Source organism: Pseudomonas sp. Q12-87, assembly GCF_001269755.1.
Lineage (GTDB): Bacteria > Pseudomonadota > Gammaproteobacteria > Pseudomonadales > Pseudomonadaceae > Aquipseudomonas > Aquipseudomonas fluorescens_S.
The window spans coordinates 25,709-48,381 of the sequence record NZ_LHVI01000002.1; the positions used below are offsets into that span (position 1 = coordinate 25,709).

The 22,673-nt window shown below is 61.1% G+C and carries 20 protein-coding genes; 10 read left to right on the forward strand and 10 right to left on the reverse strand.

The genetic code is table 11. The features are described from left to right. Positions 1-73: 73 nt before the first annotated feature. Together AD663_RS00245 and AD663_RS00250 are read right to left on the reverse strand one after the other, a co-directional pair. Positions 74-736 carry a methionine ABC transporter permease gene (locus AD663_RS00245; RefSeq protein WP_003177129.1) on the reverse strand — a complete coding sequence of 221 codons (663 nt, stop codon included), beginning with the start codon at positions 734-736 and terminating at the stop codon, positions 74-76. Continuing rightward, positions 736-1,743, reverse strand: coding sequence for a methionine ABC transporter ATP-binding protein (locus tag AD663_RS00250; protein ID WP_053213064.1), 1,008 nt, complete (start codon positions 1,741-1,743; stop codon positions 736-738). Before AD663_RS00250 ends, AD663_RS00245 begins: the two co-directional genes overlap by 1 nt. Before the next feature lie 264 nt (positions 1,744-2,007). On the opposite strand from AD663_RS00250, the gene katE reads away from it, so the two are divergent. Next, complete coding sequence (gene katE, locus AD663_RS00255) at positions 2,008-4,146, forward strand: catalase HPII (RefSeq protein WP_053213065.1); 2,139 nt, start codon at positions 2,008-2,010, stop codon at positions 4,144-4,146. Between the two features lie 131 nt (positions 4,147-4,277). On the opposite strand, the gene AD663_RS00260 is transcribed toward katE, so the two are convergent. From AD663_RS00260 to zur, 4 genes are read right to left on the reverse strand one after another with little or no spacing between them, the layout of a single operon-like run. Next, positions 4,278-4,991 carry a PA5502 family lipoprotein gene (locus AD663_RS00260; protein ID WP_053213066.1) on the reverse strand — a complete coding sequence of 238 codons (714 nt, stop codon included), beginning with the start codon at positions 4,989-4,991 and terminating at the stop codon, positions 4,278-4,280. Positions 4,992-5,028: 37 nt separating this feature from the next. Beyond that, positions 5,029-5,817 carry a zinc ABC transporter permease subunit ZnuB gene (gene znuB, locus AD663_RS00265; protein ID WP_003177133.1) on the reverse strand — a complete coding sequence of 263 codons (789 nt, stop codon included), beginning with the start codon at positions 5,815-5,817 and terminating at the stop codon, positions 5,029-5,031. Further along, positions 5,810-6,592, reverse strand: coding sequence for a zinc ABC transporter ATP-binding protein ZnuC (gene znuC / locus AD663_RS00270; protein ID WP_003177134.1), 783 nt, complete (start codon positions 6,590-6,592; stop codon positions 5,810-5,812). Before znuC ends, znuB begins: the two co-directional genes overlap by 8 nt. Beyond that, positions 6,592-7,074, reverse strand: a complete 483-nt coding sequence (zur, locus tag AD663_RS00275; RefSeq protein ID WP_003177135.1) for a zinc uptake transcriptional repressor Zur — start codon at positions 7,072-7,074, stop codon at positions 6,592-6,594. Before zur ends, znuC begins: the two co-directional genes overlap by 1 nt. A gap of 66 nt (positions 7,075-7,140) precedes the next feature. Here zur and znuA point away from each other — a divergent pair, with 66 nt between their 5' ends. Then, positions 7,141-8,070 (forward strand): zinc ABC transporter substrate-binding protein ZnuA, encoded by a 930-nt coding sequence (gene znuA / locus AD663_RS00280; protein ID WP_053213067.1) that lies wholly within the window; start codon positions 7,141-7,143, stop codon positions 8,068-8,070. 154 nt (positions 8,071-8,224) lie between these two features. Here znuA and AD663_RS00285 read toward each other — a convergent pair whose 3' ends face one another. Then, positions 8,225-9,175 carry a homoserine kinase gene (locus AD663_RS00285; protein WP_003177137.1) on the reverse strand — a complete coding sequence of 317 codons (951 nt, stop codon included), beginning with the start codon at positions 9,173-9,175 and terminating at the stop codon, positions 8,225-8,227. A gap of 59 nt (positions 9,176-9,234) precedes the next feature. Further along, positions 9,235-9,522: a DUF2782 domain-containing protein gene (locus tag AD663_RS00290; protein WP_053213068.1), complete on the reverse strand. Its 288-nt coding sequence runs from the start codon at positions 9,520-9,522 to the stop codon at positions 9,235-9,237. A 74-nt stretch (positions 9,523-9,596) separates the two neighbouring features. On the opposite strand from AD663_RS00290, the gene polA reads away from it, so the two are divergent. Then, the gene (polA, locus tag AD663_RS00295) at positions 9,597-12,365 is read left to right on the forward strand and encodes a DNA polymerase I (RefSeq protein WP_053213069.1); all 2,769 of its coding nucleotides are present in this window, start codon (positions 9,597-9,599) and stop codon (positions 12,363-12,365) included. Positions 12,366-12,738: 373 nt separating this feature from the next. On the opposite strand, the gene yihA is transcribed toward polA, so the two are convergent. Further along, the gene (yihA, locus tag AD663_RS00300) at positions 12,739-13,380 is read right to left on the reverse strand and encodes a ribosome biogenesis GTP-binding protein YihA/YsxC (protein WP_003177140.1); all 642 of its coding nucleotides are present in this window, start codon (positions 13,378-13,380) and stop codon (positions 12,739-12,741) included. A gap of 191 nt (positions 13,381-13,571) precedes the next feature. Here yihA and AD663_RS00305 point away from each other — a divergent pair, with 191 nt between their 5' ends. The 7 genes from AD663_RS00305 to AD663_RS00335 all read left to right on the forward strand — a co-directional run bounded on the left by AD663_RS00305 (position 13,572) and on the right by AD663_RS00335 (position 20,870). Beyond that, positions 13,572-13,862: a cytochrome c5 family protein gene (locus AD663_RS00305; RefSeq protein ID WP_003177141.1), complete on the forward strand. Its 291-nt coding sequence runs from the start codon at positions 13,572-13,574 to the stop codon at positions 13,860-13,862. 46 nt (positions 13,863-13,908) lie between these two features. Then, positions 13,909-14,520, forward strand: a complete 612-nt coding sequence (locus tag AD663_RS00310; protein WP_003177142.1) for a cytochrome c — start codon at positions 13,909-13,911, stop codon at positions 14,518-14,520. Between the two features lie 187 nt (positions 14,521-14,707). Beyond that, entirely contained in the window at positions 14,708-15,352 is a 645-nt protein-coding gene (locus AD663_RS00315) for a thiol:disulfide interchange protein DsbA/DsbL (RefSeq protein WP_003177143.1), read from the forward strand. A 14-nt stretch (positions 15,353-15,366) separates the two neighbouring features. Then, the gene (locus tag AD663_RS00320; protein ID WP_003177144.1) at positions 15,367-16,245 is read left to right on the forward strand and encodes an endonuclease/exonuclease/phosphatase family protein; all 879 of its coding nucleotides are present in this window, start codon (positions 15,367-15,369) and stop codon (positions 16,243-16,245) included. After that, positions 16,242-18,299, forward strand: coding sequence for a GGDEF domain-containing protein (locus tag AD663_RS00325; RefSeq protein WP_053213070.1), 2,058 nt, complete (start codon positions 16,242-16,244; stop codon positions 18,297-18,299). Before AD663_RS00320 ends, AD663_RS00325 begins: the two co-directional genes overlap by 4 nt. Positions 18,300-18,401: 102 nt before the next feature. After that, on the forward strand, positions 18,402-19,181 hold the full coding sequence (locus AD663_RS00330) for an N-acetylmuramoyl-L-alanine amidase (protein ID WP_003177146.1): 780 nt from the start codon (positions 18,402-18,404) through the stop codon (positions 19,179-19,181). A 72-nt stretch (positions 19,182-19,253) separates the two neighbouring features. Beyond that, complete coding sequence (locus tag AD663_RS00335; protein WP_033045867.1) at positions 19,254-20,870, forward strand: EAL domain-containing protein; 1,617 nt, start codon at positions 19,254-19,256, stop codon at positions 20,868-20,870. A 6-nt stretch (positions 20,871-20,876) separates the two neighbouring features. On the opposite strand, the gene AD663_RS00340 is transcribed toward AD663_RS00335, so the two are convergent. After that, positions 20,877-22,667 carry an ATP-binding protein gene (locus tag AD663_RS00340; protein ID WP_003177148.1) on the reverse strand — a complete coding sequence of 597 codons (1,791 nt, stop codon included), beginning with the start codon at positions 22,665-22,667 and terminating at the stop codon, positions 20,877-20,879. Positions 22,668-22,673: the final 6 nt, after the last annotated feature.

Genomic DNA, 22,673 nt, shown 5'->3' on the forward strand with positions numbered 1-22,673 from the left:
TAACTCCTTGTGAGGCGCCCGCTCTCGGCGCCTGCCAGCGAATGGCTGGCTCATGGTTTATTGGCGCGAGGCCTTATTTTCTAGAGAAATGCACAACCAATTTATCGCCCACGGTCTGCAGGACTTGGACCAGCACCAGCAGCAATACCACGGTGACGACCATCACATCGGTCTGGAAACGCTGGTAACCGAAACGGATCGCCAGGTCGCCCAACCCACCAGCACCGACCACACCGGCCATGGCCGTGTAGGACACCAGCGTAATCGCTGTCACCGTAATCGCCGCGAAAATGCCCGGACGGGCCTCCGGCAGCAAGGCGTTGACGATGATCTGGCGGGTCGTTGCGCCCATGGCCTGGGTCGCTTCGATGATGCCGCGATCGACTTCGCGCAAGGCGGTTTCCACCAGGCGGGCGAAGAACGGCGTCGCGCCGACCACCAGCGGAGGAATCGCGCCGGCCACGCCCAACGAGGTGCCGGTAATCAATACCGTGAACGGGATCATCACGATCAACAGGATGATGAACGGCAGCGAGCGCAGGATGTTCACGACCAGCGACAACAGCGCATAGACGCCGCGAGCCTCGAGCAATTGGCGCGGGCTGCACAAAAACAGCAATACGCCCAGCGGCAGGCCGAGCAACACGGTGAACAACAGCGAACCAAAGAGCATCAGGAAGGTGTCGCCGGTGGCGAGCCAGATTTCCAGCCAGTCGATGTTTGCAAAAAATTCCATTAGCGCAGCACCTCCATGTGGACATCGGCCGCGGTGAAGCGGGCAAATGCCGCGTCCATGTCACCGCCGGTGATGGCGAGGGTCAGTTGCCCGTAGGGGGTGTCTTTGATGCGGTCGATACGACCGGCCAAAATGCTGTAGTCCACGCCGGTTTCCCGGGCGATGGTTCCGAGCAATGGCGCGTAGGTCGCTTCGCCCTGGAATGTCAGACGCACGATGCGCCCCGGGACGTGAGCAAAATCGTCGCGCTGTTCGCTTTCGTCGATCTGCTCGTCTTCCTGGACAAAACGCTTGGTGGTGGGGTGCTTGGGGTGCAGGAACACCTGAGCCACCGGCCCCTGTTCGACGATCACGCCGGCATCCATCACGGCCACTTGATCACAGACCCGGCGAATCACGTCCATCTCATGGGTGATCAGTACGATAGTCAGCTTCAGCTCGCGGTTGATCTCGGCCAGCAGTTGCAGCACCGATGCGGTGGTCTGCGGGTCGAGGGCGCTGGTGGCTTCGTCACACAGCAAAATCTTGGGCTTGGTCGCCAGGGCGCGGGCGATGCCGACGCGCTGCTTTTGGCCGCCTGAGAGTTGCGCCGGGTATTTTCTGGCGTGATCGGACAAACCCACGCGGGCCAGCAACTCGGCGACGCGGCGGTCGATTTCGCTGCGGGATAATTCGCCCGCCAGCGTCAGCGGCAGCGCCACGTTGTCGGCCACGGTCTTGGACGCCAGCAGGTTGAAGTGCTGGAAAATCATCCCGACTTGTTGGCGGAAGCGCCGCAAGCCGCCTGCGTCCAGGGCGGTGACTTCTTCACCGTCGACAGTGATCTTGCCGCCGCTGGAATCTTCCAGGCGATTGATCAGGCGCAGCAGGGTACTTTTTCCCGCACCGGAATGGCCGATGAGGCCGAAAACCTGGCCGTTCTCAATCGTCAGACTGGTCGGATGCAGGGCGGGGATATCCTTACCGGCGACCCGGTAGGTTTTATGGACGTTTTGAAACTCGATCACGTAGCGAACCTTGTGGGGCGCGTTGGAAAAGGGTCAGCGGTTAGCCGGGCGCGCATTTTAGCCTGTCCGTATAGAGGTTCTTAGCATTTATTTGCGACTTAACCAGTCATTTGGCAATAAGGCGATCAAAGGGCATAAAAAAGGAACACAGCGAAACGGCATGGGTCACTCATTAAGCCACTCCAAATGTCCAGGTAACGCACCTGCGGCACCGAACTCAAAATTCCTGGCCAAGGCGAGGAACGCAGAAAGGAGTTACGCCTGATGAGTATCAACAAGCCTACGGCCAACAAAAGCCAACTGGCCGGGACCGACACCCTGGATCGCAGCAACACCAACGCCAAGCTCGAGAGCCTGGAGCAGTTTCGCTCTGACGCCACCGAACAGGCGTTACGCACCAATCAGGGCGTGAAAATCGCCGATAACCAGAACACCCTCCGCGCCGGTGCCCGTGGGCCGTCGCTGCTGGAAGATTTCATCATGCGTGAAAAAATCACGCATTTTGACCATGAACGCATCCCGGAGCGCATCGTTCACGCGCGGGGCACCGGTGCCCATGGTTATTTTCAAAGCTATGACACGCATTCGGCATTGACCAAAGCCGGTTTCCTACAGGATCCGAGCAAAAAAACACCGGTCTTTGTGCGATTTTCCACGGTGCAGGGGCCGCGGGGTTCCGGCGACACCGTGCGGGACGTGCGTGGCTTTGCAGTGAAGTTTTTCACTGACGAGGGCAACTTCGATCTGGTGGGCAACAACATGCCGGTGTTTTTCATCCAGGATGCGGTGAAATTCCCCGACTTCGTCCATGCGGTAAAACCTGAACCGCACAATGAAATCCCCACCGGCGGCTCGGCTCACGACACCTTTTGGGATTTCGTCTCATTGGTGCCGGAATCGGCCCACATGGTGATTTGGGCGATGTCCGACCGGGCCATTCCTAAAAGCCTACGGGCCATGCAGGGCTTTGGTGTACATACCTTTCGCATGATCAACGCCGAAGGCAAAAGCAGCTTCGTCAAATTCCATTGGCGGCCCAAGGTCGGCACTTGTTCATTGGTGTGGGACGAAGCCCAGAAACTGGCCGGTAAAGATACGGACTACCACCGTCGCGATCTGTGGGAGTCGATCGAGATGGGCGATTACCCGGAATGGGAATTCGGCGTACAAATCGTCGCCGAGGACGATGAGCACACGTTCGACTTCGACCTGCTCGACCCGACCAAGATCATTCCGGAAGAACTCGTTCCCATCACCCCGTTGGGCAAGATGGTGCTGAACCGCAACCCGGACAATTTCTTCGCCGAGGTCGAACAGGTTGCGTTCTGTCCCGGACACATCGTGCCGGGCATCGACTTCTCCAACGACCCGTTGCTGCAAGGCCGGCTGTTTTCCTACACCGATACGCAAATTAGCCGACTCGGTGGGCCGAATTTTCATGAGTTGCCGATCAACCGTGCGATTACGCCGGTGCACAACGGCCAGCGCGATGCCATGCACCGCACCACCATCGACAAAGGACGCACTTCCTACGAGCCGAACTCCATCGACGGCGGCTGGCCGAAGGAAACGCCCCCAGGCCCGCAGGACGGAGGCTTTGAAAGCTATCCGGAGCGCATCGACGCCTACAAGGTCCGTCAGCGCAGCGATTCGTTCGGCGATCACTTCTCCCAGGCGCGGCTGTTCTACAAGAGCATGAGCCCCCACGAGCAGGAGCACATCATTGCGGCCTACAGTTTCGAACTGGGCAAGGTCGAACGTGAGTTCATCAGGGCGCGGCAGGTCAACGAGATTCTCGCCAACATCGACCTGGAACTGGCAGCGCGGGTCGCGAAGAACCTTGGGCTACCAGCACCCACCGCAGGCACCGTCGATGTGCCGACACCTTCGCTGGAGCAATCCCCGGCCTTGAGCCAGGCAAACCTGCTGTCCGGCGATATCAAGACGCGCAAAGTCGCGGTGTTGGTGGCTGACGGTGTCGATGGAGCGATCATCGATGCGCTCAAGAAAGCCCTGAACGCTGAGGGCGCCCACGCCAAGGTACTGGGGCCCACTTCGGCGCCGGTGACCACCGCTGATGGCAAGACGCTGAAGGTGGACGCGTCCATGGAAGGGCTGCCGTCGATTGCCTTTGATGCGGTGTTCGTGCCGGGCGGCGTGGAATCCATCAAAACCTTGAGCAGCGACGGTGTGGCGTTGCATTACCTATTGGAAGCCTACAAGCATCTGAAGGCCATCGCGCTAAATGGCGAAGCGCGGCAATTGTTGGTGTTGTTGAAACTGGAGGCGGATGCGGGGCTGATTCCTGACGCGGACGCTGGCAAGTTCCAGACGTTCTTCGGCGCGATTGCCCAGCATCGGGTGTGGGCGCGGGAGCCTAAGGCGAAGGCGATTCCGGCGTGATGTTTGTCTGAAACAAGTCGCTGCTTGTAGGACGCTATCGCGAGCAAGCTCGCTCCCACAGGGTTTGTGTCGATCGCTCTGTTGTGATCAATACAAAATCCAATGTGGAAGCGAGCTTGCTCGAGATGCGGTCAAGGCTTACGCGGTGTCAGTACCATTTGCGCCGGCACGCTACGCAGGATCTGTTTACGCAGCTTCAGATCAAACTCCGAGTCGAGCTTTTTGACCCGTTTGGTCAGCAAATTGGCCAACCATGGATAATCATCGGTGCGTGGGGCCTGAATACTCACGTCGCAGTGGTACGCAACAACATCAGCGGCAATCGCATCCAGTTGGCGGCGCATTTGCTGAATATCGGCGATATTGAGTGCAATCGTCGTGCTTTCAGCACTCGGGTCAATCACTTTGGCGACCGGTTTGGCTTCGGCAGCCTTGAGGTCGGCTTCGGCTTTATCCAGGTCGGCCTTGCGGGCTTCGGCAATCGCGCTGTTGACTTCGCCGGTGAGCGCCGGCGCTTTGGGCATCAGGGCTCGGGCACGGCTCAGGGCGGTCGCAGCGGCGTTGACATCGCCTTTTTGCAGGTCGATCTGGCTGCGGCGCAAGTACGCCTCGGCGAGTTGTCGCTGATAGGGTTCCAGCGACCGGTCTTCGGGCGACTGGGCTTGCAAGGCTGCCAACTGATCTTCGGCAGTGGCCAGCTCATTGCCGGCCAGGCTCTGTTCCAGCTGCGCGATGGCCGGGCCCCGTGTATCGGGGGCCTGGGTGACCGGCGGAGAACTCTGGCAAGCACCCAGTAGCACGGAAAATGCGACAAGGAGCAGATAACGGGAGGCGAACGGCTTCATTCCTGCGACTCTCTATTTGCGCAAAAAGCGAGCAAGTCTACACCCCTCGACGAGGCAGGACAAAACTCAACAGAAACAGCCCAGCGGCGCTGACCACGATAGACGGGCCGGCCGGAGTGTCCTTGAACCACGAAAGTGCCAGGCCGCCACACACCGCAAGCATGCCCAGCAGGCTTGCGCCCAGGGCCATTTGCTCCGGCGAGCGGGCGTGACGCTGTGCCGCAGCGGCGGGAATGATCAGCAGCGACGTAATCAGCAACACACCGACGATTTTCATCGCCACGGCGATGACCACCGCAATCAACAGCATCAGTGCCAGGCGCAACCCTGTCACCGGCAGGCCTTCGACGCGGGCCAGCTCTTCGTGCACGGTGACGGCCAGCAAGGGCCGCCAGAGCGCCACCAGCAACAGCAATACCGCCGCGCTGCCGCCGAGGATCCAGGACAGGTCCGTCGGGCTGATCGCCAGCAGGTCACCAAACAGGTAAGCCATCAGGTCGATGCGAACGTCATGCATGAAACTGAGCACCACCAGGCCGAGGGACAGCGTGCTCGGCGCCAGAATGCCCAGCAGCGTGTCGGACGCCAGCGGCTGGCGCTGTTGCAAGGTCACCAGCACCACCGCCAGCAACAGGCAGCCAACGGTCACCGCCACCGCCGGGCTGACATCCAACAGAAACCCCAAGGCCACGCCGAGCAAGGCCGCGTGGGACAAGGTGTCGCCGAAATAGGCCATGCGCCGCCAGACCACGAACGAACCCAGGGGCCCGGCCACCAGTGCAAGGGCCAGGCCTGCAAGCAGGGCGTACAACAGAAAGTCAGCCATGCTTGCAGCCATCTCCATGAACATGGGTAGAAACAGACGAGTCGCTGACCACCGAGCCATGCAGGTCATGGGCGTGGTCATGGTGGTGGTGATAAATCGCCAGGCTTTGTGCGTTCTTTCCGAACAGCTCGACGAATGCGGGATCACCGCTGACCTGCTCGGGATGCCCGGAGCAGCAAACGTGGCGGTTCAGGCACACCACCTGGTCGGTGGTGCTCATCACCAGATGAAGGTCATGGGACACCATCAGCACGCCGCAGCCGTGACGGTCACGCAGGCGCGTGATCAGGCTGTACAGCTCGGCCTGGCCAGCTACGTCGACGCCTTGCACCGGCTCGTCGAGCACCAGCAGCTCCGGCTCGCGCAACAAGGCGCGGGCCAGCAGGACGCGCTGCATTTCGCCACCGGAAACAGTTTGTACCGGGCTGTCGATCACCTGTTCGGCGCCAACTTCGTTGAGTGCCGCCAGGGCTCGTGCGCGGTCCACGCCCGGCACCAGGCGCAGGAAACGCAACACCGATAGCGGCAGTGTCGGGTCGACATGGAGCTTTTGCGGCATGTAACCGATCCGCAGCTTCGGTTTGCGCCAGACACTGCCGCTGTCCGGCTTGAGCAACCCCAGCACGGCGCGCACCAGGGTGGTCTTGCCTGCGCCGTTAGGGCCGATCAGCGTAACGATCTGTCCCGGCTCGACGCTCAACTGGATGTTATCCAGCACGCTCTGCCCGGCGAAGGTCACGGCCACCTGTTCGAGGCGGATCAACGCATTGCTCATCAGGCCCCCTGGCAGCCGGAGCACAGGCCGACCACTTCGACGGTCTGGGTGTCGACCATGAAACCCACGTCCTTGGCGCTGGCGATGATGGCATCGCTGATGGATTTCTGCTCCAGCTCAATGGCAGCGTGGCAAACGCGGCAAATCAGGAACTGGCCTTGGTGGGCATGTTCCGGATGGTTGCAGCCGACGAAGGCGTTCAGCGACGAGATGCGGTGCACCAGGCCATTTTCCAAGAGGAAGTCCAACGCTCGATAAACCGTCGGCGGCGCGGCGCGGCGGCCATCCTGCTCACTGAGTACGGCCAGGATGTCGTAGGCGCCCAGCGGCTTGTGGCTTTGCCAGACCAGCTCGAGCACGCGGCGACGCAAGGCGGTCAGGCGCAACCCTTGGCGCGCGCAGATGGCATCGGCCTCGGACAGTGCGGTGTGCACGCAGTGAGAGTGGTCGTGGGGGCGACTGGCAAGGGGTGTAATAGGCATGGGCAGCGACGTGTTCAGTGAGAGACGTTATTATGTTACCCGTTCTCGCCTCTTCGAGTGGTCATCGTGTCCCGATTTTTTTCGCTCCTTGTCGCTTTTTCCGCCACTTTTCTGCTGATCGGCACGGCTCAGGCCGAAGTCAGGGTGCTCACCAGCATCAAGCCACTGCAGCTCATAGCCGCTGCGGTGCAGGACGGCGTGGCCGTTCCCGAAGTGCTGCTGCCGCCCGGCGCTTCACCGCATCACTATGCGTTGCGGCCATCGGACGTGCGCAAAGTGCAATCGGTGGATCTGCTCTACTGGATCGGGCCGGACATGGAAAGCTTCCTGCCGCGCGTGCTCAATGGTCGTACGCAACCTTCCGTTGCCATACAGGATCTGCCGGGGCTCAAGTTGCGTCATTTCGCCCAGGACAGCCAATCCCATGCCGAGGATGACCATGACGGCGACGAGCATGATCACGACCACCGCCCCGGCAGCATCGACGCCCACCTGTGGCTTTCGCCGATCAATGCCAGGGTAATCGCCGCGAAAATGGCGGCCGACCTGAGCGCGGCCGATCCGGCCAACGCTGCCCGCTATCAAAGCAACCTCCAAGGCTTCAACCAGCGTCTCGATGCCTTGGATATACGCCTCAAGACGCGTCTGGCCGCAATCGCGGGCAAGCCGTATTTCGTCTTCCACGAAGCGTTCGATTATTTCGAGGACAACTACGGCCTCAAGCACGCTGGGGTGTTCGCCGTGGCTGCCGAAGTCCAGCCCGGTGCCCAGCACGTGGCCGCCATGCGCGCGCGTTTGCAGGAGGTGGGCAAGACCTGCGTCTTCAGCGAACCGCCCTTGCGTCCGCGCCTGGCCGAAACCCTGGTGGCCGGGTTGCCGGTGAAGCTGGCGGAACTGGATGCGCTGGGTGGCTATACCCCGGCGACAGCGCAAGGGTATGAGCAGTTGTTGGAGAAGTTGGGGAATGATTTGGCGGGGTGTTTGGAGTCGCTGTAACCCCAGCACCGCTCTCTCCTGCCGAAACTAGATCCTATGTGGCGAGGGAGCTTGCTCCCGCTCGGTTGCGCAGCGACCGCAAAATCTTGGGGCTGCTGCGCAACCCAGCGGGAGCAAGCTTCCTCGCCACACGAGCATCCAGCTTCGCGCCTGGTTATAGGGCAAAAGGCAACAAAGAGTGAACCTTCTGCCGCTGCGCCAACCGCTGCTGGAATTCCATCGGGTCGTGAATCAACACATCCTGCCCGGCAAACGATTCGGCGGCGATCAACCGCGACAACCAAAACCGCACGCACGCCACGCGCAGCATGGTCGGCCACAGCTGCGCCTCGGCGGCGGTGAACGGTCGCAGCGCCGCATAAGCCCCCAGCAACGCCCGTGCCCGCGCGCCATCGAGCACTCCGTCGTCATCCGAACACCAATCGTTCAAGGCGATGGCAACGTCATACAGCATCGGTCCGGAGCAGGCATTGTAGAAATCGATCAGCCCGGTCAGGTGGGTGCCTTCGAACATCGCATTGTCACGGAACAGGTCCGCGTGGATGTTGGCCCGGGGCAGCGCCAGGATGCCGGTCTTCTGCGATGAAATTTCATCCAGCGCAGCCGTCAGCAACTGACGCGGCTCGGCATCGAGGTGCGACAGCAGCTTCGCGCCCTCCTCCTGCATCCAGTCCAGGCCACGATCGGTCTTGCGCTTGATCATGTTGTCTTTGGTCGCCAGGTGCAGATGCGCCAGCAACTCCCCGACCTGGGCGCAATGTTGCGCGTTGGCCTGCTTGATGTGCTTGCCCGCCAGGCGCGGCTGCAGCAGCGCCGGCTTACCCGCCAGTTCGCGCAGCGCGACGCCGTCAGTGGTGCGCAAGGCGTAAGGCACCGGCAGGTCGGCGTCATGCAGCACGTCCAGCAGTTCGATGAAGAACGGCATTTCCTGCACCGGGCCACGCTCGACCAGGGTCAGGACGAACTCGCCCCGCTCCAGGCTGATAAAAAAATTGGTGTTTTCGCTGCCGGCGGCGATCCCCTGGAAATCAAGCAGACGGCCAAGCCCGTAAGGGGCGAGAAAGGTTTCCAGCTCGGGCCGAGCCAGGGGCGTGAACACAGACATGGTTAAAACTGCCAGTACGGGCGCCCTTCAGCGGGCGCCGGTTGAAGTCGCGAGCGGCATTACCACTCAAAGATTTTCCATGACGGAATCAGCATATCCGGCTGATCCGAACGGATGAAGTTTGCATCGCTGCCGTCGGCACGCACCAGGAAATAAGGCTTGCCGTTCTTGGGCGTGACCTTGATCGCGTACAAGAAACCGTTTTGCCGATACTCCTGAATGGTTTTATCGCCCTCGGTGCGGATGGTGACATCCGGGTCCGCCGAGGGTGCGTCGTCCGCTGCCATGACGGCCAACGGGGTGAATGCAAACAAGCCAGCCAGTAACAGGCGATTTAGTGTACGCATGATAACCTTGTCCCTTTGTCGTCAACGGTCCCGCTATTCTAGCCCCGGACCCGCCGAAAAGGTTGATCCTGCTCATGAGCCAAGCCCCCCTCGTCCTGGTGGACGGTTCTTCTTATCTGTACCGCGCCTTTCACGCGCTGCCTCCCTTGACCACCTCCAAAGGCCTGCCGACCGGTGCGGTCAAGGGCGTGTTGAACATGCTCAAGAGCCTGCGCAAGCAGTACCCGGAGAGCCCGTTCGCCGTCGTATTCGACGCCAAGGGTGGGACGTTTCGCGATGCGCTGTACGCCGAATACAAGGCCAACCGCCCGAGCATGCCCGACGACATGCGTGTGCAGATCGAACCGCTGCACGCCAGCGTCAAGGCCCTGGGCTTCCCGCTGTTGTGCGTGGACAACGTCGAGGCCGACGATGTAATCGGCACTTTGGCCCGCAGCAGCGCGGCGGCGGATCGCCCGGTGGTGATCTCCACCGGTGACAAGGACATGGCGCAGTTGGTCGATGGGCACATTACCTTGGTCAATACCATGACCGGAAGCGCGCTGGATGTGGCTGGCGTGAAGGAGAAGTTTGGCGTCGCTCCAGAGCAGATCATCGATTACCTGGCGCTGATGGGCGATTCGTCCGACAACATCCCAGGCGTTCCAGGCATCGGACCGAAGACCGCTTCCGGCCTGTTGGTGGGCGTCAATGGCGGCCTGACCGAGCTGTACGCGCAACTGGACATCGTCGCCACCCTGCCGATCCGAGGGGCCAAGACCCTGGCCGCCAAGCTGGAAGAGCATAAGGAAATGGCACTGCTTTCCTATGAGTTGGCGACGATCAAGACCGATGTGCCGTTGGACATCGGCCTCGACGACCTGAAAATGGGCGAGCCGGACCACGAGAAACTCGCCGAGCTGTACACCCTGCTGGAGTTCAAGAGCTGGTTCGAAGAAAACCAACGCGATGCCAAGCGTGCCGGCCAGGAAATCGTCGAAGTCAGCGAGCAACAGCCTGGCGCTCCCGAGGCCCAGTATGAGGTCATTCTCGACCAAGCGCGTTTCGATGCCTGGCTGGCCAAGCTGGAAAAAGCATCACTGTTTGCCTTCGTCACCGAAACCAACGGTGGCGACGCCCAACATTCGCAACTGGTGGGCTTGTCGTTCGCTGTTGCCCCGTTTGAAGCGGCCTACATTCCATTGACTCATTCCTACATGGGCGTGCCTGAGCAACTGGACCGCGACACCGTGCTCAAGGCCCTCAAGCCTTTGCTGGAAAACCCGGACAAGCTCAAGGTCGGTCAGCACGCCAAGTTTGAAACCAACATCCTGGCCAACTGCGCCATCGGTGGCGATCAGGCCAATGGAATTCTGGTTCAAGGCATCGCATTCGACACCATGCTTGAGTCCTACGTGCTGGACTCCACGGCGACTCGCCACGACATGGACAGCCTCGCGCTCAAATACTTGGGCAAAAGCAAGACAGACATTCAGGATATCGCCGGCAAAGGCGTTAAACAGCTGACTTTTGACCAGATCTCCCTCGAACTGGCCGGCCCTTACGCCGCTGAAGACGCCGATGTGACCTTGCGCCTGCACCAGGCCTTGCAAGAGAAGCTGGCCGCCACGCCGAGCCTGGGCAAGGTACTCAACGAAATTGAAATGCCGCTCATGCCCGTCCTGGCGCGTATCGAGCGCCAGGGGGCGCTGGTCGATGCCAGGTTGCTGGGCGTTCAGAGTGTCGAGTTGGGCGAGAAGTTGGTGGCATTGGAGCGTGAGGCGTTTGCCATCGCCGGGGAGGAATTCAACCTGGGTTCGCCGAAGCAATTGGGTGCGATCCTGTACGAAAAACTCGGCTTGCCGGTGCTCAGCAAGACCGCCAAGGGCCAGGCGTCGACTGCCGAAGCGGTGCTGGCCGAGCTCGCCGAGCAGGATTACCCGCTGCCCAAGGTGCTGATGCAGTACCGCTCGCTGAGCAAGCTCAAGAGCACTTACACCGACCGCCTGCCGGAGCAGATCAACAGCCGCACGGGCCGCGTCCATACCAATTATCAACAGGCCGTCGCCGCGACCGGGCGACTGTCCTCCATCGACCCGAACCTGCAGAATATTCCGATCCGCACCGCTGAAGGTCGCCGGATTCGTCAGGCGTTTGTCGCGCCCAAGGGCTACAAACTGCTGGCCGCGGACTATTCGCAGATCGAGCTGCGGATCATGGCGCACCTGGCCAAGGATGAAGGCCTGCTCCACGCCTTCCGCAATGACCTGGACGTACACCGGGCCACGGCTGCGGAAGTGTTCGGCGTCGAGCTGGAGGCCGTCAGCAATGACCAGCGCCGCAGCGCCAAGGCGATCAACTTCGGCTTGATCTACGGCATGAGCGCGTTCGGCCTGGCCAAGCAGATCGGCGTCGACCGCAAGCAGTCCCAGGCTTACATCGACCGCTATTTTGCCCGCTACCCGGGCGTGCTGGCGTATATGGAGCGCACCCGTGCCCAGGCTGCGGAGCAGGGTTTCGTCGAAACCATATTCGGCCGTCGGCTGTACCTGCCAGACATCAATGCGAAGAATCCGGCCCTGCGCAAAGGCGCCGAACGCACGGCCATCAACGCGCCGATGCAAGGCACGGCTGCCGATATCATCAAGAAAGCCATGGTCGCTGTGGATGGCTGGCTGACAGCGTCAGGGCTGGATGCCAAGGTCATCTTGCAGGTACACGACGAATTGGTGCTGGAAGTACGCGAAGACCTGGTCGATCAGGTAAGCGCAGAAATCCGTCAGCACATGAGTGCCGCCGCCACGCTGGACGTGCCGTTGCTGGTGGAAGTGGGCGTGGGCGACAACTGGGATGAGGCGCACTGATTCGTAGTGCGTCGCAGTTGGAGCAAGCCCCGTGGCGAGGGTGCTTGCTCCCGCTGGGTGGCGCAGCCAGCCCAACTTTTGTGAGCGCTACGCACTCAAGCGGGAGCAAGCTCCCTCGCCACGGATGACCACCGTAAAGCCAGGGGCGGCCTCATTAGGTCAGAAAATTCCTAGGGTTATTTCCAAATTAATCTGAACTAAACCCGTGAATTGGCACTCAGAGATTTTGAATGGCTGGTGAAGCCCTTCAATGCTCCTATGTTGTGTTAAGTGTTGGCAGATATCTGGACCCCGCCCTAGCGGTCCGGAACTTGGACCCCGAACTTCCCCCTCCCCATAAGAAGTCCGGGGTTTTTTTTGCCTGCGATTTGGCTTATTCGGCCGCTTCGCTGCCCTTGTCCGCCAATTCCATCCAGTCGGCCAGTACCGTGTAGGCCTCTTCCAGGCCCATGCGCTTGGGGGCCGAGAACAGCTGGATGGTGATCGTGTCGCCCCAGCCCTTGCGAATTTCCGACTGCACCTTGAGCAAGGTATTTTTCGCCGCGCCGTAGGTGAGCTTGTCCGCCTTGGTCAGCAAAATGTGCATCGGCATGCCGCTGGCGACGGCCCAATCGAGCATCAGCAGGTCGAAGTCGGTCATTGGATGACGGATGTCCATCATCAGGATAAGCCCCTTCAAACTCTCGCGACTGCCCAGGTAGGCTTCCAAGTGGCGCTGCCAGTGCTGCTTGAGCGGGATCGGTACTTTCGCGTAGCCGTAACCGGGCAGGTCGACCAAACGGCGTTCTTCGTCTAGCTTGAAGAAGTTCAAGAGCTGTGTGCGACCCGGGGTTTTCGAGGTGCGCGCCAGGCTTGCATGGGTCAGGGTGTTCAGCGCGCTGGATTTGCCGGCGTTGGAACGGCCGGCAAATGCCACTTCGAAGCCTTCGTCATCAGGGCATTGATCGACTTTGGCGGCGCTGAGCATGAAGGTGGACTGTTGGCACAGGCCAAGGATGGGGTTCTTCAGTTGCATGGGATTTCCGATGTGGGCGGCGTCGGGAAGGGACGCGGCAAGCTGTGTCGTTTCCGTTTCAGTGACGCCAGTATATAATGCCGCAGATTTTGTGTGCGCTTTGTCCCAGCGTAGGATGAAGCTCACGGGAGCGATCGACCGAAATTGCGCATTAGAACGCAGCTCGTTCCCAACCCTGAAAAGGTCGTTTTATGACGAAATGGCTGCTAGCTGCCGGTGTCTTGATGCCGCTTTACAGCGCTCAGGCTACACAGGATCCGGAAGCTGTGTACAACCGTGTTTGTGGTGCCTGTCATTCCGGCCAACTCCCTACGGCGCCTCGCAAGGGCGATCAGGAAGCTTGGACGCCAAGGTTGGCGAAAGGTATGGAGACGCTGGTGCAACACGTGACCCAGGGTTTCAAGGCGATGCCGCCGCGTGGTTTGTGCATGGACTGCAGTGCCGAGGATTACCGAGCCATCATCCAGTGGATGAGCGAGTAAACCCGGTCCATAACTCTTTAACCCTTAGCCGTAGTTGGATTAGCTGATGAACAAACTGATCGTGAGTCTGCTGTTGACCTTGGGGATATCCGGCGTAGCCCACGCCGCTGGCGATGCCGCCGCTGGTCAGGCGAAAGCGGCCGTATGCGGTGCCTGCCACGGCCCGGATGGCAATAGCATGGCGCCCAACTTTCCGAAACTGGCGGGCCAGGGCGAGCGTTACCTGAACAAGCAACTGCACGACATCAAGTCCGGCAAGCGCACGGTGCTGGAAATGACCGGCCTGCTGACCAACCTGAGCGACCAGGACCTGGCGGACATCGCGGCTTATTTCTCCAGCCAGAAGGGCAGCGTCGGTGCTGCCGATCCGAAACTGGTAGCACGGGGTGAAGCGCTGTTCCGCGGGGGTGACTTGAGCAAGGGCCTTCCTGCGTGCACCGGTTGCCACTCCCCTGACGGTAAAGGCAACGCCGCAGCCGGCTTCCCGCATTTGGGCGGCCAGCATGCCCAGTACGTAGGCAAACAATTGACCGACTTCCGCAAGGAAGAAGGTGGCCGGGCCAACGACGGCGACACCAAGCCGATGCAGAGCATTGCGAAAAAACTGAGCGACGAAGATATCGCGGCAGTGTCCAGCTACATCCAGGGCCTGCATTAAGGCCGTTGCGAGGGGGTACACCCCTTGCAACGTTAACGCTCGATTAATCTGTCGATGCGAGCATCAAAAGGGTGGCTTTGGCCGCCCTTTTTTGTGGCCGCTGCCGTTACACTAGCGAACTTGAACCCGCCACGGTCTGTCTGAAAAACACGCCTCGCGAGGCCACCTCATTGTCCAGGAGTAAAGCATGCGTAATCTGATCATCAGCGCCGCGCTCGTCGCCGCCAGCCTGTTCGGCATGGCCGCCCAAGCCAACGCCGAGGAATCGAAGGCCCCTTACGTCGAACTGACCAACCCGGTTCCGGTAGCGGTGCCTGGCAAGATCGAAGTGGTGGAACTGTTCTGGTACGGCTGCCCGCACTGCTACGCTTTTGAGCCGGTCATCAACCCTTGGGTCGAAAAACTCCCTTCGGACGTAAACTTCGTACGCATCCCGGCCATGTTCGGCGGCCCATGGGATGCCCACGGCCAGATGTTCCTGACACTCGAAGCCATGGGCGTCGAGCATCAGGTTCACGCCGCGGTGTTCAACGCGATCCAGAAAGAAGGCAAGAAACTGGTCAAGAAAGAAGACATGGCCGATTTCCTCGCCACCCAGGGCGTCGACAAGGAAAAGTTCCTGGCCACGTTCGATTCCTTCGCCATTCAGGGCCAGATCAACAAAGCCCGTGAGCTGGCGAAAAAATACGAAATCACGGGTGTTCCGACCATGATCGTCAACGGCAAGTATCGCTTTGATATCGGTTCTGCCGGCGGTGCCGAGCAAGCGCTGCAACTGGCCGACCAACTGGTCGCCAAAGAGCGAGCGGCCAACAAGGCTGCCGCCAACTAAGCGCGGCCCAGCCCATGGCCCGCTGGAGCACCGAACGCATCGTTGGCCTGCATGAACCGCGGGTCAACGAGCATCACGTCACGTCCACGGGCCTGCCGGCTGACAGCCGTTTGCGGCTGCTCAGCTTCAATATTCAGGTGGGCATCAGCACCGAACGCTATCGGCACTATCTGACCCGTGGCTGGCAACATTTGCTGCCGCACACCGGGCGTGCCGGTAATCTGCAGAAAATCGGCGACCTGCTGAAGGATTTTGACCTGGTGGCCCTGCAAGAGGCCGACGGCGGAAGCCTGAGGTCCGGCTACGTCAATCAGGTCGAACACCTGGCCCAACTGGGCGCCTTTCCCTACTGGTACCAACAGCTCAATCGCAACCTCGGTCGTCTCGGTCAACACAGCAACGGTGTGTTGAGCCGCCTGCGCCCGTGGGCGATCGAAGACCATCCGCTGCCGGGTCCCAAGGGGCGCGGGGCGATCCTCGCGCGTTTCGGCGAAGGGCCGGAGGCGCTGGTCGTGGTCATGATGCATCTGGCGCTCGGGGCGCGTACCCGGACGATGCAACTGGCCTACATCCGCGAGCTGATCGGTGGCTACAAGCACCAGGTCCTGATGGGCGACATGAACACCCATGCCAGTGACTTGCTCCAGACCTCGCCCCTGCGCGACCTTGGCCTGCTCGCTCCACAACTGGAAGCGACGTTTCCCAGCTGGCGCCCCCAGCGCTGCCTGGACCATATCCTGTTGAGCCCGACCCTGACCCTCGAACGCGTCGAGGTGCTGGCCCAACCCATTTCCGACCACCTGCCGGTCGCGGTCGAAATTCGTTTGCCGGGTTCGCTCACGGCTGATGCATTCCCTGTGCTGAGCCCTGCCCCTTGCGGATCCGATGAATGAGCGACGACGCTGAACGCTGGAGAGAGAAGTACCTCAAGGGTATCGAGCAACAGGAGAAGCTCGAACGCCGCTGGGATGCTCGCCTCGACTTGCTGCGTCGAGGCCTGGTGCGCAGCACCCTGGCCGCCGAGGGCACGGATCGGGCGGTGGACCAGTGCATGAAGGAAATGCGCGAGGCGGTGCGCACCGACGACATGGATGCCGCCCTCGCCGCTTTGCTGCCGCGCCTGGAGAAGGCGGTGCTCGATTCCGAGCAGCGTCGCGAGACCCGGGCCGAGCAGATGAGCGCCGCGCTGATGGCGCTGGTTGCCCAACTGCAAACCCTGCCGTTGCCGAAGGAAGTCAGCCGGCCGTTGAAGAAGTTCTCCAAGCAGTTGGAAGAGAGGGCCGGCCAGGTTCGGGAGCTCCCACTGCTGCTCGGCGAATTGAGCAGTCTTCAAGGCAAGGCGCTGAGCGCCCTGGAGACGCCCACCGAACCGAATCGACCGGGTTTATTGCAGCGGCTGTTCGGCAGCCAGGGCGCCGAACAGCCCGCGCTGGCGCCAGCGCCACACGAGCCTGCCCAGGCCAGTGAGACGCGCGCGCCCGAAACGGCCCCTCCGGTAACAGCGGCACCGGCCAAAGAGCACACCGGCCAAGCACCGGCACCCGAACCAGCATCCTCCATAGCATCCAGCCCCGCACAATCAGCGGCCTCGCAGACCGCGCCCGAAGCAATCACTGTCGTTGCGCCGAGCGTCGAGCCGGCACCGACAGCCGCATCAGAAGAGGTTGAGCCGGCCGGCGAGCCGGACAAGGCAAGCGAGCCGGCACCGGTCCACAGCGAGCCCGAGCCCGTCGAGTCGATGCCCCTGCCGGATAACCCCGACGAGCTAAAGCCAGAAGTCCCGCCACAGGCCCTGTCCGAACCATCGCTGCCGTCCGTAGAGGCCGAGCCCGCCGAAGTCCCGATAGCGGTCGCCGATGCGGCCGATGCCCAGTATGCGCTGCCCGACTCACCGGAACCGTCCTACAGCTCGGTTGCCAAGCACATTGAAGATACGCTGCTGGGCCTGTTGGGCGACCTCACCCTGCCCGAGCGTCATCGACCGCAGGCAGAGGCCATGCGCGAGCGCCTGCGAAATGGCTTGAACTGGTACGAGCTGCTGCCAATCCTCGACGATCTGGCGGTACTCATGCTGGCCATCACCGACAGTGGCCAGCATGAATTCGAAGCCTACCTGAAGCGCCTCAACGATCGGCTCGAGTCATTCCAGAGCAGCTTGCAGGCCGCGAGCGAAGACCACGCCGATAACCATTCAGCTTCCAGGGAAATGGACACCCAGATCCGTGAACAGGTAGATGGCCTGCAAAGCAGCGTTCAGGCAGCCGACGACCTGGAAGGCGTCAAGCAGGTGCTCGAAAATCACCTGGAGGGCTTGCTGGGGACGCTGGACGAGCACCAGAAGCAACGTGACCAACGTGAGCAGGAAGTCTCGGCTCGCCTGAAAAGCCTGGCCGAGCGCGTGGCGCTGATGGAGCAGGATGCTCAGGTCGTTCGCGAGAATCTCGAGGAACAACGGCAAAAAGCGCTGGTCGATCCGCTCACCGGCCTGCCCAACCGCGCCGCCTGGTCCGAGCGCCTGGAGCATGAAGTCGCTAAATGGCAGCAACACGGTAACAGCCTGCTACTGGCCATGCTCGACCTCGACCACTTCAAGCGAATCAACGACAACTACGGCCACTTGGCCGGCGACCGGGTATTGAAGCTGATCGCCTCGGTACTGCGTAAGCGCCTGCGTGGCGGCGATTTTATCGCCCGCTTTGGTGGCGAGGAATTTGTCCTGCTGGTGCCTGACACGCCGTTGGCTTCCGGCGTCAAGTTGGCCGAGGCCTTGCGCGCAGCCATCGAATCCTGCCCGTTCCATTTCAAAGGCGAGCCGGTGACCGTCACGGTTTCCATGGGCATGACCGCCTTCAAGCCCGGCGAACACAGTGATTCGGTGATCAAGCGAGCCGACCTGGCGCTGTATCGGGCAAAAAATGCCGGGCGCAATCGAGTGGAGCTAGCCTGATAACTCAATTGTTCCATTTTGTTTAATATCGGCCGCGCACCGGATCATCGCGACCCAATACGTTACACTGTTGCATTACTCCAACCTGTAATGCAGTCCACCATGAAATTTTTACCGTTTATCGTCTTTTTAGCCATGCTGGCCGGCTGCGCCAGTGGCCCTCGGCTCGATACCAGCCATCCTTCTGTCAATCATGACAACCGCATCCAATTCGTGGTGGTGCATTACACATCAGCCTCCCTGGAGCGCTCGCTGGCCCTGCTGACACACGGTGAAGTCAGTTCCCATTACCTGATTGGCGACGATAAAGGCGCGACGATCTACAAACTGGTGGACGAGAGCCGGCGCGCCTGGCACGCCGGGGAAAGTGAGTGGGAGGGCCGGACCTGGCTCAATTCCAGCTCCATCGGCATCGAAATCGTCAATCCTGGCTTCGTCGATACGCCCACAGGGCGCCTCTGGTATCCCTACAGCGAAGCCCAGGTCCAGGCCCTGATCGTATTGCTCAAGGACATCATCCAGCGCAACGGGATCAACCCGCGCAGCATCATCGGCCACAGCGACATCGCCCCCCTGCGCAAGTTGGATCCGGGCCCGCTGTTTCCGTGGAAACGCCTGGCCCAGGCGGGCCTGGGCGTCTGGCCCGACGAACAGGCCGTAGCGCGCCTGCAGCCCACCTTCGCGGCGCAGCTGCCCAGTGCCAGCTGGTTCCAGGTGGAGTTGGCCCGTCTCGGCTACCCAACGCCACAGACCGGCGAATGGGATGTCGCCACGCACCATGTACTGGCCGCCTTCCAGATGCACTACCGGCCGACCCGGTTCGATGGCATGCCGGACGCACAAAGCGCCGCGCTCTTGCAGGTGCTCAACCAGACAAAATAATGACGCCCGTCTGACGATCAAGGCTAGATCCAAATCAGCAGCTATAACTCATTGGTAACTTTCGGATTACCCATGATGACGGCTGCCCGCGAAACCCTGCAGAGCTGGCTCCATCGCCCCGTGTTCCTGGCGGTGATGGCGGCTGTCCTGAGTACAGCCTTGTTGCTGGGGGTGGGTCTGCTTGTGGTCAGGCAGCAGGCGCAGCAGCGTGAGAGCGACCTGATGAACGCCCAGGGCGAGCGCTTCCTGCAACGGCTGGAGCAGTTGTTCGGGCAACTGCGTGAAAGCCTCGACGACCTCCAGAACCAGCCGCTACGGGGATGCGACGATGACATGATCGCGACGTTGCGGCAGGTCAGCTTCAACTACCGTTTCGTTTACGAAGCGGTGTATATCGATGGCAGCGGTGTGTGCTCCAATCGTCCCCGGCAGAGTGGACTGTCAGTTACCCGCCCCCCCGATATCCGTGGCCCGACCTATAGCTACTGGCTCAACACCACCACCGAACCCGATGAAGACCGCGCCGCCTTGATGCTGGGGCGCGGCAATTTTCGGGTGGCCACCTCTCGCGGCCATCTGACCGACGTGGTCGATCTGCCACCGGATAGCAGTCTGCTGGTGGTGGTCGATCATGGCGAGCGGGCCATTCCCGTCTTGGGCACCGAGCAGTATTGGCCGCCCACGGAGCCCTGGCCACCCAAAAGCCAGAATGCCTTGCAAGTGACGCAGACCCGGCTGATCTACCGGATGCCCACCGACAGCCCGGAGTATCAGTTGGTGCTGATCGCCCCGCGCAATAGCTACAGCATGCCGGCAGCCGCGTGGTGGATATTTCCCTTCAGCCTGGTGCTGGGCCTGGGCATCGGCTTCCAGGTGTTTTTGTTGGCGCGCCAGCGCCAGTCCATGGATGCCGAGCTGAATCGGGCTATCCGGCGTGGTGAGTTGCAGGTGCTGTACCAGCCGATCTTCGACCTGAACAGCCGCAACTGTGTCGGGGCCGAAGCCCTGCTGCGCTGGCGACGACCGGACGGCACCCTCACCAGTCCGGATCTGTTCATTCCGATGGCCGAGAACACCGGGCAGATTCGCCAGATCACCGACTTTGTATTGCAGCGGCTGTTTGATCAGTTGGGCCAGATGTTGCGCGCCAATCCGCAGCTGTACATTTCAGTGAACCTGGCGGCCTGCGATGTGATGGTGCCGCGCATCGGTGAGGTGATTGCGCGGTTGCTGGCTCGGCATCGAGTATCGGCGCACCAGATCGCCTTCGAAGTGACCGAACGTGGCTTGATCGATGTGTTGGTCGCCCGGGATAACCTGCAATCGCTGCGTGATGTCGGACATCAGGTATTGATCGACGATTTCGGCACCGGTTATTGCAGCCTGGCCTACCTGCAAACCCTGCCGGTCGATTGCCTGAAAATCGATAAGGCCTTCATCGACGCCCTCGGCCACGATGCCGCCAGCAGCGGCGTGGCCCCGCATATCATTCGCATGGCCCACGCGTTGCAGCTCAAAGTGATTGCCGAAGGTATCGAGCACGAAGCCCAGGCCTCCTTTCTAAGCAGCGAAGGGGTGAGGTTCGGCCAGGGTTGGCTGTTTGCTCATGCGCTCAGCGCGGTGCAGCTCATCGAATTGATTACACGGGGTCGACGGCTGATCGGACGACGCCTGGACGACGAAGCCTGATCGGCCTCAGACCGTCAGCGCCATGTAGAACTGCGTGCCCTGCCCCGGTCTCGAGTAAACGCCCATGCGGCCACCGTGCAGTTGCACGATCTCCTTGCACAGCGCCAGTCCCAGGCCTGCGCCGCCCTTCTTGCGTCCGACCTGCACGAACGGCTCGAAGATCCGGCCCTGCTGGCCGTAGGCGATGCCTTCGCCATTGTCCTCGACACTGATGATGACCCGTTCGCCGTGGCGCCGGGCCTGCAAACGGATCTGGCCATTGTCGCCGGTGTGGCGCATGGCGTTGTCGATCAGGTTATCCAGCACACGGTCCAGTTGCGCCGCGTCGGCATGCAATCTTGGCAACGTGCCCTGAAGCTCCACACGCAATTCGACACCCCGGGTTTCGGCCTGCTCGGCAAACCGCAGCCGGGCCGCCTCCAACAGCTCTTCGATGGAGCACGGCGCCAGGGTCAGTTTCTGCAGGCCATTCTGATAGCGAGAGAAATTCAGCAGGTCGTTGATAAGCTGCATCAGCCGCTGCATTTCTTCATTGACCGTGTTGAGCAGGTCAGCCTCGCGGGATTCCTCGGCAAAGTGCACGCGCTCCTGCAACAGGCCGAAGGCCATGTGCATGCCCGTCACCGGTGTGCGCAGTTCATGCGAGGCTCGCAGCACGAATTCGCTGCGCACCCGTTCGAAGGCGCGTTGTTCGGTGACGTCATGCAACACCATCACCGCGCCGAGGATGTGGCCCTGGGTATGGCTGACCGGCGTGAGGCTGTAGGTCAATACGCGGGTTTCACCATCCACTTCGATGCTCAAGTCCTCCGGTGCGCGCTCCAGCGTGCCGCCGCGAAGTACCAGTTGCAGCTCTTCATCCAGCTCCAGTCGCCCCAATGCCTCGCCCAATCCATGACCCAGGCGTTCCTCATCCCAACCCAACTGACGCTGGGCCACCGGGTTGAGGTGTTCCAGGCGGCCTTGGCGGTCGATCATCAGCAAGCCGTCGTCAATGCTGTCGAGCACCGCCTGCAAGCGCTGCTGGCCGGCCAACAGTTCATCGATATTGGTGGCCTGGTGCTCACGCAAGGCCTGGGCCATGATCCCGAAACGACGTGTGAGCAGATTCAGCTCGGCGGCAGAGGAAATCGGCAGCGTCACTTCGAAATTGCCCTGGCCGATGTCGTCCGCCGCCGCGACGAGCGCCTCGATCGGGGCCCCGAAACGCCGGGCGATACCGTGGGCCGTAATGAATCCGATGATCAGCACGGCCAGCCCAACCAACCCCAGCAGCGCGGAAATCAGCAACGCGCGTTCACGGGCGCGGTCTTGAGTCTCACTGATGTTGTTCAGGGCGTGCCGATAACCTTCGATCAGCCCATTGCGCAGCACATCGAATTTATCGGTGAGGCCTTGGATGCCGGCGAGCTGTTGCGGATCCTGGCGAGAGGCGGTGAAGGCTTGGAAGAAGTCGATGTAGTCGGCCTTGGCCTTGCTGAAGCTGATGGCCGAGTCATCCAGCGCGCGCTCATGGGCGATGCCCTCGTCGATCAGCGCCAGGTATTGCTGCTTGGACTGTTCCAGCGCAGCAAGGTCGGGCTTGTCGTCGAGCATGATCATCAACTGATCGCCCAGGGTCTGGCGCAGCTTGAGCCCCAGGTCCAGCAAGAGGAAGTTGTCGCGTACCGATTGTTCCTGGGTGTTGGCCATTTGCATGACACTGACCAGCCCCAGCACCAACCCCAGCAGCGCCACCGTAATCAGGGCCGAGATGCTGAGGAACAATCGGGTGCGCAGCTTCATTGCCAGTTTCATGACGTC

Excerpts from the sequence above, each read along its gene's own strand:
- AD663_RS00245 (WP_003177129.1), bottom strand. The coding sequence starts at position 736 with ATGGAATTTTTTGCAAACATCGACTGGCTGGAAATCTGGCTCGCCACC.
- katE (WP_053213065.1), top strand. The coding sequence starts at position 2,008 with ATGAGTATCAACAAGCCTACGGCCAACAAAAGCCAACTGGCCGGGACC.
- AD663_RS00260 (WP_053213066.1), bottom strand. The coding sequence starts at position 4,991 with ATGAAGCCGTTCGCCTCCCGTTATCTGCTCCTTGTCGCATTTTCCGTG.
- znuB (WP_003177133.1), bottom strand. The coding sequence starts at position 5,817 with ATGGCTGACTTTCTGTTGTACGCCCTGCTTGCAGGCCTGGCCCTTGCA.
- znuC (WP_003177134.1), bottom strand. The coding sequence starts at position 6,592 with ATGAGCAATGCGTTGATCCGCCTCGAACAGGTGGCCGTGACCTTCGCC.
- zur (WP_003177135.1), bottom strand. The coding sequence starts at position 7,074 with ATGCCTATTACACCCCTTGCCAGTCGCCCCCACGACCACTCTCACTGC.
- AD663_RS00285 (WP_003177137.1), bottom strand. The coding sequence starts at position 9,175 with ATGTCTGTGTTCACGCCCCTGGCTCGGCCCGAGCTGGAAACCTTTCTC.
- AD663_RS00290 (WP_053213068.1), bottom strand. The coding sequence starts at position 9,522 with ATGCGTACACTAAATCGCCTGTTACTGGCTGGCTTGTTTGCATTCACC.
- polA (WP_053213069.1), top strand. The coding sequence starts at position 9,597 with ATGAGCCAAGCCCCCCTCGTCCTGGTGGACGGTTCTTCTTATCTGTAC.
- yihA (WP_003177140.1), bottom strand. The coding sequence starts at position 13,380 with ATGCAACTGAAGAACCCCATCCTTGGCCTGTGCCAACAGTCCACCTTC.
- AD663_RS00305 (WP_003177141.1), top strand. The coding sequence starts at position 13,572 with ATGACGAAATGGCTGCTAGCTGCCGGTGTCTTGATGCCGCTTTACAGC.
- AD663_RS00310 (WP_003177142.1), top strand. The coding sequence starts at position 13,909 with ATGAACAAACTGATCGTGAGTCTGCTGTTGACCTTGGGGATATCCGGC.
- AD663_RS00315 (WP_003177143.1), top strand. The coding sequence starts at position 14,708 with ATGCGTAATCTGATCATCAGCGCCGCGCTCGTCGCCGCCAGCCTGTTC.
- AD663_RS00320 (WP_003177144.1), top strand. The coding sequence starts at position 15,367 with ATGGCCCGCTGGAGCACCGAACGCATCGTTGGCCTGCATGAACCGCGG.
- AD663_RS00325 (WP_053213070.1), top strand. The coding sequence starts at position 16,242 with ATGAGCGACGACGCTGAACGCTGGAGAGAGAAGTACCTCAAGGGTATC.
- AD663_RS00330 (WP_003177146.1), top strand. The coding sequence starts at position 18,402 with ATGAAATTTTTACCGTTTATCGTCTTTTTAGCCATGCTGGCCGGCTGC.
- AD663_RS00335 (WP_033045867.1), top strand. The coding sequence starts at position 19,254 with ATGATGACGGCTGCCCGCGAAACCCTGCAGAGCTGGCTCCATCGCCCC.
- AD663_RS00340 (WP_003177148.1), bottom strand. The coding sequence starts at position 22,667 with ATGAAACTGGCAATGAAGCTGCGCACCCGATTGTTCCTCAGCATCTCG.